The sequence below is a fragment of the Lawsonibacter sp. OA9 genome (assembly GCF_022440585.1).
In genome coordinates, this window is sequence record NZ_JAKNTI010000022.1 from 87,792 (window position 1) to 103,778 (window position 15,987).

24 protein-coding genes are annotated in these 15,987 nt (G+C 59.0%); 23 read left to right on the top strand and 1 reads right to left on the bottom strand.

The genetic code is table 11. The features are described 5' to 3' along the window. The first annotated feature begins 360 nt into the window (after nt 1-360). Together MCG44_RS01375 and MCG44_RS01380 are read left to right on the top strand one after the other, a co-directional pair. The gene (locus MCG44_RS01375; protein WP_147572434.1) at nt 361-651 is read left to right on the top strand and encodes a hypothetical protein; all 291 of its coding nucleotides are present in this window, start codon (nt 361-363) and stop codon (nt 649-651) included. Nucleotides 652-965: 314 nt separating this feature from the next. Then, complete coding sequence (locus MCG44_RS01380; RefSeq protein WP_147572433.1) at nt 966-2,489, top strand: peptidoglycan DD-metalloendopeptidase family protein; 1,524 nt, start codon at nt 966-968, stop codon at nt 2,487-2,489. Nucleotides 2,490-2,532: 43 nt separating this feature from the next. On the opposite strand, the gene rbr is transcribed toward MCG44_RS01380, so the two are convergent. Continuing rightward, the gene (gene rbr / locus MCG44_RS01385; RefSeq protein ID WP_240286421.1) at nt 2,533-3,135 is read right to left on the bottom strand and encodes a rubrerythrin; all 603 of its coding nucleotides are present in this window, start codon (nt 3,133-3,135) and stop codon (nt 2,533-2,535) included. A 189-nt stretch (nt 3,136-3,324) separates the two neighbouring features. Here rbr and MCG44_RS01390 point away from each other — a divergent pair, with 189 nt between their 5' ends. The 21 genes from MCG44_RS01390 to MCG44_RS01490 all read left to right on the top strand — a co-directional run bounded on the left by MCG44_RS01390 (nt 3,325) and on the right by MCG44_RS01490 (nt 15,298). After that, a complete protein-coding gene (locus tag MCG44_RS01390; RefSeq protein ID WP_240286423.1) occupies nt 3,325-4,773 on the top strand; it encodes a nicotinate phosphoribosyltransferase in 1,449 nt (482 codons plus the stop codon). 160 nt (nt 4,774-4,933) lie between these two features. Beyond that, nucleotides 4,934-5,284 (top strand): PadR family transcriptional regulator, encoded by a 351-nt coding sequence (locus MCG44_RS01395; RefSeq protein WP_240286424.1) that lies wholly within the window; start codon nt 4,934-4,936, stop codon nt 5,282-5,284. 11 nt (nt 5,285-5,295) lie between these two features. Next, on the top strand, nt 5,296-5,961 hold the full coding sequence (locus tag MCG44_RS01400) for a hypothetical protein (RefSeq protein WP_240286426.1): 666 nt from the start codon (nt 5,296-5,298) through the stop codon (nt 5,959-5,961). Nucleotides 5,962-5,965: 4 nt separating this feature from the next. Further along, nucleotides 5,966-6,331, top strand: a complete 366-nt coding sequence (locus MCG44_RS01405; RefSeq protein ID WP_240286428.1) for a permease prefix domain 1-containing protein — start codon at nt 5,966-5,968, stop codon at nt 6,329-6,331. A gap of 14 nt (nt 6,332-6,345) precedes the next feature. Next, entirely contained in the window at nt 6,346-7,188 is an 843-nt protein-coding gene (locus MCG44_RS01410) for a permease prefix domain 1-containing protein (RefSeq protein ID WP_240286430.1), read from the top strand. Further along, nucleotides 7,185-7,889: a hypothetical protein gene (locus MCG44_RS01415; RefSeq protein WP_240286432.1), complete on the top strand. Its 705-nt coding sequence runs from the start codon at nt 7,185-7,187 to the stop codon at nt 7,887-7,889. The genes MCG44_RS01410 and MCG44_RS01415 overlap by 4 nt, the downstream gene beginning before the upstream one ends. 431 nt (nt 7,890-8,320) lie before the next feature. Beyond that, entirely contained in the window at nt 8,321-8,632 is a 312-nt protein-coding gene (gene rpsJ / locus MCG44_RS01420; RefSeq protein WP_147572427.1) for a 30S ribosomal protein S10, read from the top strand. Nucleotides 8,633-8,894: 262 nt separating this feature from the next. Continuing rightward, nucleotides 8,895-9,623, top strand: coding sequence for a 50S ribosomal protein L3 (rplC, locus tag MCG44_RS01425; protein WP_186852899.1), 729 nt, complete (start codon nt 8,895-8,897; stop codon nt 9,621-9,623). 19 nt (nt 9,624-9,642) lie between these two features. Then, a complete protein-coding gene (gene rplD, locus MCG44_RS01430; protein ID WP_186852898.1) occupies nt 9,643-10,263 on the top strand; it encodes a 50S ribosomal protein L4 in 621 nt (206 codons plus the stop codon). Further along, nucleotides 10,263-10,562 carry a 50S ribosomal protein L23 gene (rplW, locus tag MCG44_RS01435; protein ID WP_147572424.1) on the top strand — a complete coding sequence of 100 codons (300 nt, stop codon included), beginning with the start codon at nt 10,263-10,265 and terminating at the stop codon, nt 10,560-10,562. Before rplD ends, rplW begins: the two co-directional genes overlap by 1 nt. A gap of 15 nt (nt 10,563-10,577) precedes the next feature. Then, nucleotides 10,578-11,411 carry a 50S ribosomal protein L2 gene (gene rplB / locus MCG44_RS01440; protein WP_147572423.1) on the top strand — a complete coding sequence of 278 codons (834 nt, stop codon included), beginning with the start codon at nt 10,578-10,580 and terminating at the stop codon, nt 11,409-11,411. Between the two features lie 14 nt (nt 11,412-11,425). Beyond that, nucleotides 11,426-11,698, top strand: coding sequence for a 30S ribosomal protein S19 (rpsS, locus tag MCG44_RS01445; RefSeq protein ID WP_147572422.1), 273 nt, complete (start codon nt 11,426-11,428; stop codon nt 11,696-11,698). Between the two features lie 12 nt (nt 11,699-11,710). Continuing rightward, nucleotides 11,711-12,043 (top strand): 50S ribosomal protein L22, encoded by a 333-nt coding sequence (rplV, locus tag MCG44_RS01450; RefSeq protein ID WP_147572421.1) that lies wholly within the window; start codon nt 11,711-11,713, stop codon nt 12,041-12,043. A 15-nt stretch (nt 12,044-12,058) separates the two neighbouring features. Then, complete coding sequence (gene rpsC / locus MCG44_RS01455; protein WP_147572420.1) at nt 12,059-12,907, top strand: 30S ribosomal protein S3; 849 nt, start codon at nt 12,059-12,061, stop codon at nt 12,905-12,907. Beyond that, a complete protein-coding gene (gene rplP / locus MCG44_RS01460; protein WP_147572419.1) occupies nt 12,907-13,338 on the top strand; it encodes a 50S ribosomal protein L16 in 432 nt (143 codons plus the stop codon). The genes rpsC and rplP overlap by 1 nt, the downstream gene beginning before the upstream one ends. Continuing rightward, nucleotides 13,338-13,535, top strand: coding sequence for a 50S ribosomal protein L29 (gene rpmC / locus MCG44_RS01465; protein ID WP_147572418.1), 198 nt, complete (start codon nt 13,338-13,340; stop codon nt 13,533-13,535). The genes rplP and rpmC overlap by 1 nt, the downstream gene beginning before the upstream one ends. A 15-nt stretch (nt 13,536-13,550) precedes the next feature. Continuing rightward, nucleotides 13,551-13,811: a 30S ribosomal protein S17 gene (rpsQ, locus tag MCG44_RS01470; RefSeq protein ID WP_023346506.1), complete on the top strand. Its 261-nt coding sequence runs from the start codon at nt 13,551-13,553 to the stop codon at nt 13,809-13,811. A 12-nt stretch (nt 13,812-13,823) separates the two neighbouring features. After that, nucleotides 13,824-14,192 carry a 50S ribosomal protein L14 gene (rplN, locus tag MCG44_RS01475; RefSeq protein WP_147572417.1) on the top strand — a complete coding sequence of 123 codons (369 nt, stop codon included), beginning with the start codon at nt 13,824-13,826 and terminating at the stop codon, nt 14,190-14,192. A gap of 15 nt (nt 14,193-14,207) precedes the next feature. After that, nucleotides 14,208-14,525 carry a 50S ribosomal protein L24 gene (gene rplX, locus MCG44_RS01480; protein ID WP_147572416.1) on the top strand — a complete coding sequence of 106 codons (318 nt, stop codon included), beginning with the start codon at nt 14,208-14,210 and terminating at the stop codon, nt 14,523-14,525. Nucleotides 14,526-14,545: 20 nt separating this feature from the next. Next, nucleotides 14,546-15,097 carry a 50S ribosomal protein L5 gene (gene rplE / locus MCG44_RS01485; RefSeq protein ID WP_147572415.1) on the top strand — a complete coding sequence of 184 codons (552 nt, stop codon included), beginning with the start codon at nt 14,546-14,548 and terminating at the stop codon, nt 15,095-15,097. Nucleotides 15,098-15,112: 15 nt separating this feature from the next. Then, entirely contained in the window at nt 15,113-15,298 is a 186-nt protein-coding gene (locus MCG44_RS01490) for a type Z 30S ribosomal protein S14 (RefSeq protein ID WP_147572414.1), read from the top strand. Nucleotides 15,299-15,987: the final 689 nt, after the last annotated feature.

The window sequence follows — 15,987 nt, forward strand, 5'->3', positions numbered from 1 at the left end:
TGGCAGAGGAAGCTTGAGTTTCAGACGTGGTATTATATCTCCAATCCGAAAAAAAAGCAACGGCTTTCCAAAAAAATCAGACTCTATCTACAATCGTTGGCACCATGTTACAGGTTTTTCGCAAAGAAAGGAAACCTTTTTCGTCAATTTTCGTCTGACTAAATAGAAAGGCCCTACTACTTCCCTGGAAGGGGCACCCAGAAAATCGAAAAAATGTTCGAAAAATGTCTTGACAGACTCGAACATCTGTTGTATTTTTAAAACAGAACATTTGTTCCGTTTTGGAGAGACTGAAAAAAGTCCGTTTTATAGGACGTTTTATTTCTTATAGTAGGTTCAAAGCGTTAGGAGGGATCTTGGATGCAGACGATCTATTATACTACCACCCATTTTGTCCGCCACACAGGAAATGTGGTAGATCTGGAGGAGTACCGCCGGAAGCTAGCCCTGACTAGAGAGGGCAACTTGGCCCCTCTGCCGGAGGAGCGGGAGGAACCGGAAGCGCCCCGCCTGCATCTGGTGGCAGTTCAGGACCGACGTGCCCGGAACTCCAACAGGGCGGCCCGCCGGGCTTGGGCGCTGGATATTTGTGCCAGCATGGGCGTGCTCCTCATGACACTGACGTTTACCCTTCGTGTGCTGGCGGTGTAAGGCCGTTTTGGATGCTTCCCGCTCATTTCTTCCCTCATCCCGGCAAAATCACTGAAATTTTGGCGGAGGCCGCTCCAATTTTGGGCGGCCCCCGCCTTTTTGTGGTAATTTCCGCCGATGGAAAGAAAAAATACAATATTTTATTGCGGATGCCGGGCTATAAAATTCCCCCCGATTGAGGAAAACGAACTCGTCGAGTTTTGGCAAAGGGGTTGACGTGACGGCGGAAACCGTGTATATTCTACTTTGTAACCAAATTGTAACTCTTTTATCCGATCTGTAATTTTTTCGCGTCGTCGATTGCGAGGGATACCATGAGCGAATATCGGGAGCGGTCACGGAGGAGGTCCTCCGGTCCGCGGCCAAATCAAAAGCAGCCAAAGGAAAAGATCAACTGGGCGCAGCTCCGTCTTGGACTGATCCGCCAGTGCAAAGGGACGGGCGAGTGGGCCCGCATCCATTTCCGCCGCTGGGTCCATGTGCTCCACAGCGAATCGGGCGGCCGGTGGACTGTGGGGCCCGCCTCCTTTTTGGGTGTGTCCGCTGCCCTAGGGCTGGCGCTGACCATCACCACTCTCTACTCCTCCAGCTACGCCGTCACCGTAGACGGAGAGAAGGTGGGCGTGGTGGCCGACCAGGATATCGTATCCGCCGCCATTCAGGAGGTGGAGGCGGAGGGATCCTCCCTGCTGGGCTATGACTACCAGGTGGAAGGGGACATCGACTATCAGTTTACCCTGACGCTGAAGACCGAGCTGGACGGAGAAAAGGAGATCGAAAATTACTTTTACGACCAGCTCAACTCGGTCAGCGACCATCTGCGCAAATACCAGGTGTCCGTGGATGGAGAGGTCATCGGCGTGGTCAAGGACGAGGCTGCCCTCAACGAGATGCTGGACCAGATGCAGGACCAGTACGTCACAGAGAATACCGTATCCGCTGACTTCGTGGAGGATGTATCGGTAGACTATATCTACTCCGCCGACAATATGATGACTGTCGAGGAGATGCACCAGGCCCTGACGGCCAATACCACCGGCGAGACCACTTACACCGTGGTCAAGGGGGATACCTATAACGGCATCGCCTACGCCAACGACATGTCCCTCAGTGATCTGATGGCCCTCAATCCCCAGGCGGATATCAACCGGCTGATGATCGGAGACGTGGTCAACGTGAAGGAGGTCATCCCCACCGTATCGGTGGAGACCGTGGAAGAGGTCACCTATCACGAGGCCATCGCCTGCCCCGTGGAGACCCAGGAGGACAGCTCCATGTATAAGGGGGACTCCAAGATCCTCGTTCAGGGCGAGGAGGGCGAGGCGCTGGTAGAGGCCACCGTTACCTATGTGAACGGCGTGGAGAAGGAGCGGGACATCCAGAGCTCCACCACGCTCCGGGAGCCCACCACCACCATTAAAGCGGTGGGGACCAAGGAGAAGCCTAAGACAGCCTCCAAGGGCTATTTCATCTGGCCCATTAAGGGGAAGATCAACTCCTACTTCGGCGGCCGATATATTTTTGGCAGTTACAGTTACCACTCAGGTCTGGATATCAAGGCCAGCTACGGCGCCTCCATCAAGGCAGCGGACGGCGGAACCGTCACCTTCGCGGGCTGGAAGGGTACCTACGGCAATCTGGTCATTATCACCCACGACAACGGGACGCAGACCTATTACGCCCATAACTCCTCCCTTCTGGTCTCCGCTGGGGAGAAGGTGTACCAGGGCCAAGTTATCGCCAAGGCGGGCAGCACTGGCCGGTCCACTGGCAATCACTGCCACTTCGAGGTCCGCGTGAACGGCAGCGCTGTTAACCCCTTGAATTATCTGAAATAAAAAAGGCCGCGGTCTTTATAGACCGCGGCCTCTTTGTGCCTTTTTAGTTCCAGGGGGCCAGCTCCACCCGGACAAAATAGCCCTGGGGATGGCGGCAGACAGGACACTGAGCCGGGGCGGCCGTGGAGGTGACTACCCAGCCACAGTGGAGGCAGGTCCATTGCACTTCCACGTCAGAAAAGAACAACTGGCCTTTCTCCAGCAGGTCAGCGAATTTTCCGAACCGGTCTCCGTGAGTCTGCTCTACCCGCGCGATATTCTCAAATAGCTTACCGACCAGGGGGAAGCCCTCGGACATGGCCACCTGGGCAAAGTGCTGGTAGTCGTGCTCCCACTCCTGATACTCGTTATGCTGGGCCGCCCGCAGATGGGCCAGCAGGTTGTCATACAGGTCCACGGGGTAGGTGCCGTCGATCTGGATGGTCTGGCCGTTAAGCTGGGCCAGTTGGCCATAGAACTGCTTGGCGTGGGTCTTTTCCTGGTCGGCGGTGAACAAAAAGACACCCCGGAGCACCTCCAGCCCCTCCTTGTGGGCAATGCCGGCGGCGATGGTATAACGGTTCCGGGCCTGGCTCTCCCCCGCGAAAGCACGCATCAGGTTCTCCCTGGTCTGGCTGTGGGCAAAGGCCTGCATATTGTCGGACATAAAGCTCCCTCCTCGGTATAAAATATGGATTCCCCCACAGTATGCCCAGGGAGCGGAACCTTTACTCCCGGCAAGAGCGGGATGTCCTGGGCTTTTTTTGGCCTTTTTCTTGCCTTTTCCGTAGAGGGGCATTATAATAGGAGCAATGACGGGGTGTCTTGTCACCCGAAACTAAGGAGGCTTTCTCAAATGAAAGCAAAGACCAACTTGACCATGCTCTGCGACTTCTACGAGCTGACGATGGCCAACGGCTACTTCCAGACCGGGCTGGCCGACCGGATCTGCTATTTTGACGTGTTCTATCGCTCGGTCCCTGACAAGGGCGGTTTTGCCCTGGCCGCCGGACTGGCCCAAGTCGTCGAGTATATCCAGGAGCTGCACTTTGACGAGGAGGACCTGGGCTATCTTCGGAGCAAGGGCTGCTTCAGCGAGGAGTTCCTCGACTTCCTCCGGGACTTCCGGTTTACCGGCGACATCTGGGCCGTGCCGGAGGGCACCCCCGTATTCCCCGGCGAGCCCCTGCTCACTGTTCGGGCGCCCGCTATCCAGGCCCAGTTTATCGAAACCTTCCTGCTGCTCACCCTGAACCACCAATCCCTGATCGCCACCAAATCCAACCGTATCGTTCGGGCGGCGGAGGGCCGGCCTGTGGCGGAATTTGGCTCCCGCCGGGCCCACGGGCCGGACGGCGCCCTGCTGGGCGCCCGTGCCAGTTATATCGCCGGCTGCTCGGCCACGGCCTGCACCATGGCCGACCAGTGGTATGGCTCCCCCGCCACCGGCACCATGGCCCACTCCTGGGTCCAGATGTTCCCCGACGAGTACACCGCGTTTAAGACGTACTGCCAGCTCTACCCCAACAACGCCACCCTGCTGGTGGACACCTATAACGTGCTCAAGTCCGGCGTGCCCAATGCCATCCGGGCCTTTCAGGAGGTCCTGCTGCCCCAGGGGATCACCAAGTGTGGGATCCGGCTGGACTCCGGCGACTTGACTTACCTGTCTCAGAAGGCGCGGGAGATGCTGGACGAGGCGGGGCTGACCGGCTGCAAGATCGTGGCCTCCAATGCCCTGGACGAGTATATCATCCGGGACTTGGTCCGCCAGGGGGCCCGTATTGACTCCTTTGGCGTGGGCGAGCGGCTCATTACCTCCCGCTCCGAGCCTGTCTTTGGCGGGGTGTATAAGCTGGCTGCCATCGAGGACGACCAGGGCAATATCATTCCCAAGATCAAGATCAGCGAGAACGCCGCCAAGATTACCACACCTCATTTTAAGAAAGTATACCGCATTTTCTCCAAGGACACAGGAAAGGCGGAGGCCGACCTGATCTGCCTCCACGACGAGGAGTTTGACTTTGACCAGCCGCTGGAGCTCTTTGACCCGGACGCCACCTGGAAGCGAAAGGTCTTTACCAGCATCGAGGCCCGGGAGCTGCTGGTTCCTGTGTTCCGGGGAGGCGAGCTGGTGTACCAGGTCCCCGACCTGCAGACCAGCCGGGCCTACTGCCAACGACAGGTGGATGCCCTGTGGGACGAGGTCAAGCGGTTCGAGAACCCCCATAACTACTATGTGGACCTGTCTCAGAAGCTGTGGGATATCAAGCAGGGTTTGCTGAACAGCCACGAGATGAAGTAAACAGGATCAAATGAGCCCTCCGGCCAAACGGCCGGAGGGCTGTTTTTCTATGATATTTGTCAAAAGGCACTTGACATACCTCGTTTCTCTAGGTATTATATACCTAGAGAAACGAGGTATTTGGCGTGGAAGATTTCCCAGGAAAGAAAGGATGAACGAAATGAAGTTTGACAAGGGCCTGATGGCGGGGAGCAGTACGCTGCTGGTGCTGTCCCTGCTGGAGAGCGGAGATATGTATGGCTATCAGATGATTGAGGAGCTGGCCCGCCGATCCAACGATGCCTTTCAGATGAAGGAGGGCACTCTCTACCCTATCCTCCATGCCCTGGAGCAGGGCAAGTATCTGACCTCTTACCAACAGGAGGCCCCCACGGGACGGCAGCGGAAGTATTACCGCCTGACCAGGCGGGGACGGGAACTGCTGGCCGACAAAAAGGAGGAGTGGAAGAACTTTCGTCAGGGCGTCAGCGACGTGCTGTCCGGCGGGGCCAACGCCCTGGGGCTGGCGTGAGAGGAACAGCCATGAAGAAAAGCGCCTTTCGGTTGACCCGTGGACAGAGGACTGTGCGAAATGTGGTAATTTTCCTGCTGGCTGTGGCCGTTTGGGTCGCTTTGCCTAAGATACCACTGTGGATTATCGAGGGGCAGATTCGGGCAGAGGCCCGGCGGGCTGGAGTGGAGCGGATCGAGGTGCTGTGGGCGGGAGCCATAGCCTGTGAGTCTGGCGACGGCGGCCATTTTCCCCTCTATGAATACAGCCTGCCAATGGTGCTGGCTCGGGGCGGAGGCCGGCTGTGGAGGGGTTATCTGACTACCTATGAAGGGGACACCCATTTCGGCGGGGTCAGTAGTTGTCCGGAGCCCCAGGGACCGGCCCTGGTTTACCTGGCAGAGCCGGGAAATGGTGGGATCATTCCGGAAAATCCCCTCATCGGGGCGTGGATGGCGGCGGTGGATCTGCCTGAGGAGGCGGCTGCCGTCAAGTCCATTCTGGATTTCCGGGGAGGCGGCCTTTCCTATGGCACCAGCGACCGGGAATCCGACGACCGGGTGATTCTGACCACCATTCCCCGTCAGGTGACGGAGGTCAACGGAGGTTCCGATTTTCCCTATATCCTGGAGCTGTTGGACAGCGAGGGCGCTGTGTTGGAGCAAGTCCGGGGCAGTCTGACCGACCAATGGAGGTGAGGGAGTGGAGCGGGGAAACGTGCCGATAGACCGGTGGCTCGATCAAGCGGTGTCCGGCATCCGCTTTGGACCGGACCGGGCGGCAGTCCGGGCGGAGTTGGAGGCCCACATGGAGGACAAGGCGGCGGACCTTCAGCGGATTTTTCCGGATATCTCCCGCGAGGAGGCGGAGGAACGGACCCTGTCAGAGATGGGAGATCCGGCGGAGATCGGGAAGAAGCTGGCCAGGATCCACAAGCCCTGGCTGGGCTGGCTGTGGCAGTTCTCCAGGTTTCTGGCCCTGGCCGCGCTGCTCCTGCTGGCAGTGGAGGCGGCTATTGTGCTGCCCGTGGCCTGGGACCTGCTGTGGGCTTGGGCGCGGAGAGGATAAGGCGAGGGAGCGCGATGGAAAGAAAAAATGAGGCCGCCGTCAGTTGGCTGGACACGGCGGTGGGCGGCATCCGTTTTGGACCGGACCGGGCGGCGGTGCGGGAAGAGCTGGAGGCCCACATGGAGGACAAGGCGGCGGACCTTCAGCGGATTTTCCCGGGTATCTCCCGCGAGGAGGCGGAGGAACGGGCCCTGTCAGAGATGGGAGATCCGGCGGAGATCGGGAAGGAGCTGGCCAGGGTCCATAAGCCCTGGCTGGGCTGGCTGTGGCGGGCTTCCGGGGTGCTGCTGGCCCTGGCCCTCATCGCCTTTCTGGGGCTAAATTTCGCCCTGGGGGACGATGCCTTTCTGGGGGACGACTCAGATGCGGAGTTTTGGGACTTTGATGCCATGCCCTTTGACCGGGGGCGGATGGACTGGTATGAAACCACCTATCTGCCCGGCGAGGATCCCGGCCAGCTCCTTACCTTCTCCCCCGGCTTGGAGCAGGAGGCGGCGGGGCAGAGGATCTCGGCCCTGCGGGGCGCGCTCTGGGAGGAGGAGGGGACACAGGTACTCTACCTCTATCTCCGGGTGGACACCTGGAAATTCTGGGCGCTGGGAATCCTGAAGGAGGAGTGGATGACGGTCACTGACGACCGGGGGAATAGATACGGCCTGGGACTGGATGCTCCCCGGAATCCAAGTGGCGGGCTGCTCAGTTCCCTGTCCGGCGGGGCGGGCAAGGGCCCCTTCCACCGGGGATATACCCTGCGTGTCTGGGGAATAGACCCACAGGCGGAAACCATTTATCTGAGCTACGGCCCCGGAGATCCGGTATTTACCTTTACCTTGGACATTGAGGAGGGGGCGGCATGAGGAAAAAGTGGAGGGAACTCTGGTCCCGCCGTCCCCGGCTGGGGCGCGGGGGGAGGACAGTCCGGAATCTCCTTTTGACGGCGGCTCTGGCCCTGATGATCTGGGGACAGTACGGCTGTCCCCTGCCTACGGCGGAGATGGAATTTCGGCGGCTGGAGCGGCAGTATCTGCTGCCACGGAGCGAGATTGTGTATCAGACGGGCTTCTGGAACATCGGGGATGTTGAAGAGATTAAAAGCCGGGATGGAACTTACCTCAGTGTGTTCCAGCCGTTTGTGGCGGGAACGATAAAGGATCAGGTATACGCCGCCACGCTGTATGCGCCTGGGAAGCACATAATGAATGTCGTCCCTCTGGGCAAGGGACCGACCCCAATCCCGATTAACAGCGTGATCGCCTGGGTCCCGGAGCCCGGAAAGGTATGGATGAGCGGATGCAATCTCCTGTTTTATCAGATCCCCGGAGAAACCACCCGGACGGAGCTGGATGTAGACACGGTGCTTTTGGGAGGCGAGAGATTCGCCCGTTATGCCCAGGAAGGCATCTGTCTGGAGGAGGGGCTGTGGCTGTTTTCCATGAAGTCCCCGGAGGGGGCATATTCCCAAGACTGGTATGCGGGGGCATCTTATGCCCTGCGGCTGTACGGCGAGGGTGGGGAACTTCTGCTGGAGCGGGAAGGCGTCCTGCCGGAGCCGATGTAAAGGAGAGGGGCCGAAGCGCCCCTCTCTCCTTTTGGCGTTGCGTGACAGATGGAAGAAAGATACAAGATATAGTGCATGAAAAGACCGGAAAAGGGGCCGGAAGAAAACGACAAAAAATTTTTAAAAAATGCTTGACACACACGGCGGTGTTGTTGTATGATAACCAAGCGCCTGCTAGGGCGCAGTCTGCGATGATGCGGGAGATTGCTCAGAAATGAGGTAACTTCCGCGGAGTATGTCCGATAATCGGGCGGCTGAGAGCTTCGTGCCACGGCGTATATCGTCTGGCGGGAAGGAACCGGCCTGTCATCATGCCGGTTTTTTTGTGGCCGGGAGTGATACGCACGAAAGCGTGGTAACACGAAAGGGCTCTCACCGTACGAAGGCTGGACAAAGTCAACTTTCGTATGTATTTAAGGAGGAAACCCAAAATGGCTCAGAAAGAAATGATCCGCATCCGTCTGAAGGCCTACGATCATCAGCTGATCGATCAGTCCGCTGAGAAGATCGTGGAAACCGCCAAGCGTACCGGCGCCGCCGTTTCCGGCCCCATTCCCCTGCCTACCAAGAAAGAGGTCGTTACCATCCTGCGGGCTGTACACAAGTATAAGGACAGCCGCGAGCAGTTTGAGCGCCGCACCCACAAGCGCCTGATCGACGTGATCAAGCCCTCCCAGAAGACTGTCGAGGCCCTGATGAGCCTGGAGCTGCCCGCTGGTGTGGAGATTGAAATTAAGCTGTAATTAAGGCTTGGTCTCAAAAATGTGCGGCGCAGCCGCGCGACCAAACCGAAGCCCGGCGATAGCGGGTTCGGTTTGGAGAGGAAAAGCAAGGAAGCGAACGAGGTTTTCGCCGCAGGCGGAAACGGAGTTTAGCGAACTTTGCTTTGACGATGTGTACCCGCTGCCTGTCGCCTATTGAGACAGGCGGGTCAAGTTGGAAAACCAATAGGAGCCCAATGCCCCAAGTTTTTCAACCAATAACCTTTATAGGAGGAAATCCAACATGGAGAAAGCGATCATCGGCAAAAAGATCGGCATGACCCAGATCTTCGATGAGGCTGGCAAGGTGATTCCCGTCACCCTGATCCAGGCCGGCCCCTGCACTGTGGTGCAGAAGAAGACCGCCGAGAAGGATGGCTATGAGGCCATTCAGCTGGGTTATCAGACCGTTCCTGAGCGCAAGCTCACCAAGCCCGAGCTGGGCCACCAGAAGAAGGCCGGACTGGAGGAGCTGAAGAAGGTCCTCAAGGAGTTTGCCCTCAACGACTGCTCCAAGTTCGAGGTGGGCGATCAGCTGACCGCCAACATCTTTGCCGCCGGCGACTTTGTTGACGTCACCGGCATCAGCAAGGGCCACGGCTTCCAGGGCGTTGTCAAGCGCCACGGCGCCGCCATCAAGCGCATGACCCACGGCGGCGGCCCTGTCCACCGTCACCAGGGCTCTCTGGGCGCCGGCACCACCCCCGGCCACATCTATAAGGGCCGCGACGGCGCCGGACAGATGGGCAACGTACAGGTCACCGTCCAGAATCTGGATGTGGTCCAGGTGGACGAGGAGCTGGGCCTCATTGCCGTGCGCGGAGCCATCCCCGGCCCCAAGGGCGGCGTGGTCTTTGTGAAGAGCACCGTCAAGACCAACGTGGAGAAGAAGGCCGCCGAGATCGGCCGCGTCAACCCGCAGAAGGCTTCCGCCCGTGTCAACCCGCAGAAGGCTTCCGCCCGCAACAAGTAAGGAAAGGAGAGATTGAGTCATGCCTAAAGCTAACGTGTTCAACATGGCCGGTCAGCAGGTCGGCGAGATCGAGCTCTCCGAGGCCGTGTTCGGGATCGAGCCCAACCAGGCTGTGGTCCACGAGGTGGTCAAGAACCACCTGGCTAACTGCCGTCAGGGCACCCAGAGCGCTTTGACCCGCGCCGAGGTTTCCGGCGGCGGCAAGAAGCCCTGGCGTCAGAAGGGCACCGGTCACGCCCGTCAGGGTTCCACCCGGGCTCCCCAGTGGACCCACGGCGGCATCGTGTTTGCCCCCAAGCCCCGGGATTACAGCTATACTCTGAATAAGAAGGTCAAGCGCCTGGCCCTTAAGTCCGCTCTGTCCGCCAAGGCTGCCCAGGGCGCCGTTCTGGTAGTAGACGGTCTGAAGCTGGAGGAGATCAAGACCAAGGCCATGAAGGAGATGCTCAACAGCATCGGCGCTTCCAAGTCCGTGGTCATCACCCCTGAGGTGGATCAGATCGTGGTCAAGTCCGCCCGGAACATCCCCGGCGTGGTCACCACCACCGCCAAGATCCTCAGCGTCTATGACATCGTAAACGCCAAGCAGCTGGTCATTGACAAGGCTGCCCTGGCTATCATCGAGGAGGTGTATGCGTAATGGCTACCACTGCTTATGACATCATCAAGCGCCCCATCATCACCGAGCAGTCCATGGAGCAGACTGAGATGAAGCGCTACACCTTCGAGGTCGCCAAGACCGCCAACAAGATCGAGATCGCCAAGGCGATTGAGGAGATCTTCGGCGTCAAGGTCGCCAAGGTCAACACCCTGAACATGCAGGGTAAGGAGAAGCGGATGGGGATGCGCCCCGCCGGCCGCCGGCCCAGCTGGAAGAAGGCCATGGTCACCCTGACCGCCGACTCCAAGTCCATCGAGTTCTTCGAGGGTATGGTGTAAGGAGGATATTGACAAATGGCTATTAAGACTTTTAAGCCCACAACCCCCTCCCGCCGTCACATGACTGTGTCCGCCTTCGAGGGGATCGATAAGAAGGCCAAGCCCGAGCGCGCTCTGACCGAAGTGCTGAAGAAGCACGCCGGCCGCAACAGCTACGGCCGCATCACCGTCCGTCATCACGGCGGCGGAAACAAGCAGAAGTATCGTGTGATCGATTTTAAGCGGGATAAAGAGGGCAAGGCAACTGTGGTCAATCTGCAGTATGACCCCAACCGCTCCGCTAACATCGCCCTAATCGAGTATGAGGACGGCGAACGCCGCTATATCCTGGCCCCCAACGGCCTGAAGGCCGGCCACATCATCATGACCGGCCCCGACGCCGACATCCTGCCCGGCAACTGTCTGCCCATCGCCAACATCCCTGTGGGCGAGGAGATCCACAACATCGAGCTGTACCCCGGCAAGGGCGCCCAGCTGGTCCGCGCCGCCGGCGTGGCCGCCCAGCTGATGGCCAAGGAGAACGGCATGGCTCAGATCCGCCTGCCCTCCGGCGAGGTGCGTTATGTCCGCGAGAACTGCAAGGCCACCATCGGCCAGGTGGGCAACACCGACTGGGCCAACATCCAAATCGGTAAGGCCGGCCGCAAGCGCCACATGGGTTGGCGGCCCACCGTCCGCGGCTCTGTTATGAACCCCAATGACCACCCCCACGGCGGTGGTGAGGGCAAGAGCCCCGTCGGCCGTCCCGGCCCTGTCACCCCCTGGGGCAAGCCCGCCCTGGGCTACAAGACCCGCAAGACGAAGAACCGCACTGATAAGTTCATCGTCAAGCGCCGCAATGCCAAGTAAGGAGGCTGTGAAAGATGAGCAGAAGCATTAAGAAAGGCCCCTTTTGCGCCCCCGAGCTGCTGAAGCGGGTCGATGAGATGAATGAAAAGAACGAAAAGAAGGTCCTGAAGACCTGGAGCCGCGCCTCCACCATCTTCCCCTCTTTCGTTGGACACACCTTTGCTGTACACGACGGCCGCAAGCACGTGCCCGTCTATGTCACCGAGGACATGGTCGGCCACAAGCTGGGCGAGTTTGTGCCCACCCGCACCTTCAAGGGCCACGCGGGCAGCAAGACCGGTAAGTAAGGAGGAGAGAGCATGGAAGCGAAAGCAAATCTGAAATATCTGCGGATCTCTCCCCGTAAGGTGAAGATCGTCCTGGACCTGATCCGGGGCAAGGATGTGGGTACCGCCACCGCCATCCTGCTGCAGACCCCCAAGGCCGCCTCTGAGCCTGTGCTCAAGCTGCTGAAGAGCGCCGCCGCCAACGCGGAGAACAACCACCAGATGGACCCTGAGAAGCTGTATGTGTCCGCCTGCTACGCCAACCCCGGCCCCATTATCAAGCGCATCATGCCCAGGGCTCAGGGCCGCGCGTACCGGATCAACAAGCGCACTTCTCACGTCACCATTGTTGTGAGCGAGCGCTAAGGGAGGAGGAACAATATGGGACAGAAAGTTAATCCCCACGGACTGCGCGTGGGTGTCATTAAGGATTGGGACTCCCGCTGGTATGCCCGCAACGAGAAGGTGGGCGACCTGCTGGTGGAGGACAAGAAGATCCGTGACTACCTGAAGAAGACCCTCTACGGCGCCGGTATCCCCAAGATCGAGATCGAGCGGGACAACGCCAAGACCCGCATTTACCTGCACTGTGCCCGCCCCGGCGTGGTCATCGGCAAGGGCGGCGAGGACATCAAGAAGATCGAGGCCCAGCTGGTCAAGATGACCGGCAAGCCTGTGGATCTGAAGATCGTAGAGGTTCGTGATGCCGATACCAATGCCCAGCTGGTGGCTGAGAACATCGCCCAGCAGCTGGAGAAGCGGATCGGCTTCCGCCGGGCGATGAAGAACGCTATGGGCCGCGCCATGCGCGCCGGTGCCAAGGGCATCAAGACCTCCTGCTCCGGCCGTCTGGGCGGCGCTGAGATCGCCCGCACCGAGCACTATCACGACGGCACCATTCCCCTGCAGACCCTCCGGGCCGACATCGACTACGGCTTTGCTGAGGCTGCCACTACCTACGGCCGCATCGGCGTGAAGGTGTGGATCTACAAGGGCGAGGTGCTCACTCAGGCCCTGCGTACCACCCCCCGCACTCTGGATACCAGCAAGCCCTACCAGGAGCGCCGTGACCGTCCCCGCCGTGACCGCCGGGATGGTGACCGCCGTCAGGGCGGCTTCAACCGTGACCGCCAGGGCGGGTTCAATCGTGACCGCCAGAACGGCGGATTCAACCGTGGCCCCCGCCCCGCCGGTCAGGCCAACACTCCTAAGGAAGGAGGCGCTCAGTAATGCTGCTCCCTAAGCGCGTAAAGTACCGCCGCGTCCACCGCGGACGCATGAAGGGCAAGGCCATGCGCGGCAACACCATCGCCTACGGTGAGTTTGGCCTGCAGGCTATTGAGCCCGCGTGGATCACCAGCAATCAGATCGAGGCTGCCCGTATTGCCATGACCCGTTATACCAAGCGTGGTGGTAAGGTCTGGATCAAGATCTTCCCCGACAAGCCCGTGACTGAGAAGCCCGCCGAGACCCGCATGGGCTCCGGTAAGGGCTCCCCTGAGTACTGGGTGGCCGTGGTCAAACCCGGCCGTGTGATGTTCGAGATCGCCGGCGTTTCTGAGGAAACTGCCCGTGAGGCCCTGCGCCTGGCCAGCCACAAGCTGCCTGTCAAGTGCAAAATCGTCAAGCGTGAAGAGACCGAGAAGGGTGGTGAAGCGTAATGAAGGCCAATGAAGTCCGTAAGATGTCTGCAGCGGAGCTTGAGAACAAGCTGAAGGATCTGAAGAAAGATCTGTTCAACCTGCGCCTCCAGCACGCCACCAACCAGCTCGATAATCCGATCCGGATCGCTGAGGTCAAGAAGGATATCGCCCGGGTCAAGACCATCATTCGCGAGCAGCAGCTCGCCGGCCGCTAAGAGGAGGAATAGAAGATGGAAAACAGAACTTCTTCTCGTAAGACCAGAGTCGGCCTGGTGGTTTCGGACAAGATGGATAAGACCGTTGTGGTCGCCATCGCCGACCGCGTGGCCCATCCTCTGTATAAGAAGATCGTGAAGAGAACCTATAAGCTGAAGGCCCATGATGAGAACAACCAGTGTGGCGTGGGTGACCGCGTCAAGGTCATGGAGACCCGCCCCTTGTCCAAGGACAAGCGCTGGCGCGTGGTTGAGATCATCGAGAAAGCGAAGTAAGGAGGTGTCGGTATGATTCAGGAAGAAAGCTATCTGAAGGTGGCCGATAATACCGGCGCCAAGGAGATCAAGACCATCCGGGTGCTGGGCGGCTCCAAGCGCAAGTTCGGCAACATCGGTGATGTGGTGGTCGCCTCCGTCCGCAAGGCCGCTCCCGGCGGCACTGTTAAGAAGGGCGAAGTGGTCAAGGCCGTCATCGTCCGTTCCGCCAAGGGCGTCCGCCGCGCCGACGGCTCCTATGTCCGTTTCGACGACAACGCCGCCGTCCTCATCAAGGACGATAAGAATCCCCGCGGCACCCGTATCTTTGGCCCAGTGGCCCGTGAGCTGCGCGACAAGGACTATATGAAGATCTTGTCCCTGGCTCCCGAAGTGCTGTAAGGGAGGGCAATGAAGATGAATAAGATGAGCATCAAGAAGGACGACCTGGTTGTCGTCCTGTCCGGCAAGGACAAGGGCAAGCAGGGCAAGGTCCTGGAGGTCATGCCCAAGGACGGCAAGGTCATTGTTGAGAAGATCAACATGGTCTCTCGCCACACCAAGCCCCGCAAGCAGGGCGATCAGGGCGGTATCCTGCAGAAAGAGGCTCCCCTCTACGCCTGCAAGGTGCAGCGTGTCTGCCCCAAGTGCAACAAGCCCACCCGTCCGGCCCACAAGCTGCTGGCTGACGGCAAGAAGGTCCGCGTCTGCAAGAAGTGCGGCGCCGAGATTTAAGAGAGGAGGAACGATTCGAAATGGCTAATACCCCTAACCTGAAGAAGCTGTACCAGGACGAGGTCGCTCCTGCTCTGATGCAGAAGTTCGGCTATAAGTCCGTGATGCAGATCCCCCGCCTGGAGAAGATCGTGGTCAACGTTGGCTGCAGCGAGGCCCGTGAGAACGCCAAGGTGCTGGATGCCGTGGTCAATGACCTGACCACCATCACCGGCCAGAAGGCCGTTATCACCAAGGCCAAGAAGTCTGTGGCCAACTTCAAGCTCCGTGAAGGTATGCCCATTGGAGCGAAAGTTACCCTGCGGGGCAACAAGATGTGGGAGTTCCTGGACCGCCTGTTCAATGTGGCCCTGCCCCGTGTTCGTGACTTCCGCGGCATCTCCGCCGACGCCTTCGACGGCCGCGGCAACTACGCCCTGGGCGTGAAGGAGCAGCTGATCTTCCCCGAGATTGAGTACGACAAGATCGACAAGATCCGCGGCATGGACATCGTGGTGTGTACCACCGCTAAGACCGATGAGGAGGCCCGTGAGCTGCTGAAGCTGGTGGGCGCTCCCTTTGCCGGCCGCTAAGGAGGAGGAAGAGTTATGGCTAAGAAATCTATGATCCTGAAGCAGCAGCGTGCGCCCAAGTTCTCTAGTCGGCAGTACAACCGCTGCAAGCTGTGCGGTCGTCCCCACGCCTATCTCCGGGACTACGGCATCTGCCGTATCTGCTTCCGTGAGCTGGCCTATAAGGGCGAAATCCCCGGCGTGAAGAAGGCATCCTGGTAATCTTTCTGTTATGCTTTGGTTGGGGCGGCCTGCCGTACAATAAGTGCGGCGGCGGCCCCCATCACCGAACAAAATCGTTGCCAGGAAGAAGGCGCCTTTTTTCAAGGCGCTCCGCCCTCCCTCTTAGGAGAAGCGCGACAAAATCTGCGGTTTTTACAGTCCGGAACGTGGGAAATTTCCCCGTTCCGGCGTAAATCTCTCCACCTGCCCGTGTGTGCGAGGCAAAAAAACCTTGCTATATCAGGCTGTATGGAGTATAATAAATTGTTGTCGCCCCTTGGAAATGACACAATAAACTCCCAACGTAGTCGGGAGTGCGCACCCGGAACCGCCAGTCAGAAAAAGATTGGCGGCTGCGGGGATTTGTCCTGTCCCCTATCAAAGACCGGAGACCGGCGCCGAAAGCGCTCCGTCCGGAAGTGGGACAGGGTATCCAGGTCGATCCCACCTCAGGTGGTATTGATAACTGCGCCTGCCCCAACCAGGCGCAAAGACGGTCAACAGGTCGGGAACCACCTAATTCTCGATACCTTGCCGTCTGTACCGGGAAGTGCTGCGTCGCTTTGGAAAGCGCGGTGAGACCAAAGAGAGGGACACAAATCAGAAGGGTCTGCTCAGACGATTGTGTTCTGATATGGAGGAAAGCTGTGTGCTCCCAGGGTAACAATGCACGACAAGGTAAACTTATA

Bases quoted from the DNA above. Each gene is read 5' to 3' on its own strand.
- MCG44_RS01375 (WP_147572434.1), top strand. From the start codon at position 361: ATGCAGACGATCTATTATACTACCACCCATTTTGTCCGCCACACAGGA.
- MCG44_RS01380 (WP_147572433.1), top strand. From the start codon at position 966: ATGAGCGAATATCGGGAGCGGTCACGGAGGAGGTCCTCCGGTCCGCGG.
- rbr (WP_240286421.1), bottom strand. From the start codon at position 3,135: ATGTCCGACAATATGCAGGCCTTTGCCCACAGCCAGACCAGGGAGAAC.
- MCG44_RS01390 (WP_240286423.1), top strand. From the start codon at position 3,325: ATGAAAGCAAAGACCAACTTGACCATGCTCTGCGACTTCTACGAGCTG.
- MCG44_RS01395 (WP_240286424.1), top strand. From the start codon at position 4,934: ATGAAGTTTGACAAGGGCCTGATGGCGGGGAGCAGTACGCTGCTGGTG.
- MCG44_RS01400 (WP_240286426.1), top strand. From the start codon at position 5,296: ATGAAGAAAAGCGCCTTTCGGTTGACCCGTGGACAGAGGACTGTGCGA.
- MCG44_RS01410 (WP_240286430.1), top strand. From the start codon at position 6,346: ATGGAAAGAAAAAATGAGGCCGCCGTCAGTTGGCTGGACACGGCGGTG.
- MCG44_RS01415 (WP_240286432.1), top strand. From the start codon at position 7,185: ATGAGGAAAAAGTGGAGGGAACTCTGGTCCCGCCGTCCCCGGCTGGGG.
- rpsJ (WP_147572427.1), top strand. From the start codon at position 8,321: ATGGCTCAGAAAGAAATGATCCGCATCCGTCTGAAGGCCTACGATCAT.
- rplC (WP_186852899.1), top strand. From the start codon at position 8,895: ATGGAGAAAGCGATCATCGGCAAAAAGATCGGCATGACCCAGATCTTC.
- rplD (WP_186852898.1), top strand. From the start codon at position 9,643: ATGCCTAAAGCTAACGTGTTCAACATGGCCGGTCAGCAGGTCGGCGAG.
- rplW (WP_147572424.1), top strand. From the start codon at position 10,263: ATGGCTACCACTGCTTATGACATCATCAAGCGCCCCATCATCACCGAG.
- rplB (WP_147572423.1), top strand. From the start codon at position 10,578: ATGGCTATTAAGACTTTTAAGCCCACAACCCCCTCCCGCCGTCACATG.
- rpsS (WP_147572422.1), top strand. From the start codon at position 11,426: ATGAGCAGAAGCATTAAGAAAGGCCCCTTTTGCGCCCCCGAGCTGCTG.
- rplV (WP_147572421.1), top strand. From the start codon at position 11,711: ATGGAAGCGAAAGCAAATCTGAAATATCTGCGGATCTCTCCCCGTAAG.
- rpsC (WP_147572420.1), top strand. From the start codon at position 12,059: ATGGGACAGAAAGTTAATCCCCACGGACTGCGCGTGGGTGTCATTAAG.
- rplP (WP_147572419.1), top strand. From the start codon at position 12,907: ATGCTGCTCCCTAAGCGCGTAAAGTACCGCCGCGTCCACCGCGGACGC.
- rpmC (WP_147572418.1), top strand. From the start codon at position 13,338: ATGAAGGCCAATGAAGTCCGTAAGATGTCTGCAGCGGAGCTTGAGAAC.
- rpsQ (WP_023346506.1), top strand. From the start codon at position 13,551: ATGGAAAACAGAACTTCTTCTCGTAAGACCAGAGTCGGCCTGGTGGTT.
- rplN (WP_147572417.1), top strand. From the start codon at position 13,824: ATGATTCAGGAAGAAAGCTATCTGAAGGTGGCCGATAATACCGGCGCC.
- rplX (WP_147572416.1), top strand. From the start codon at position 14,208: ATGAATAAGATGAGCATCAAGAAGGACGACCTGGTTGTCGTCCTGTCC.
- rplE (WP_147572415.1), top strand. From the start codon at position 14,546: ATGGCTAATACCCCTAACCTGAAGAAGCTGTACCAGGACGAGGTCGCT.
- MCG44_RS01490 (WP_147572414.1), top strand. From the start codon at position 15,113: ATGGCTAAGAAATCTATGATCCTGAAGCAGCAGCGTGCGCCCAAGTTC.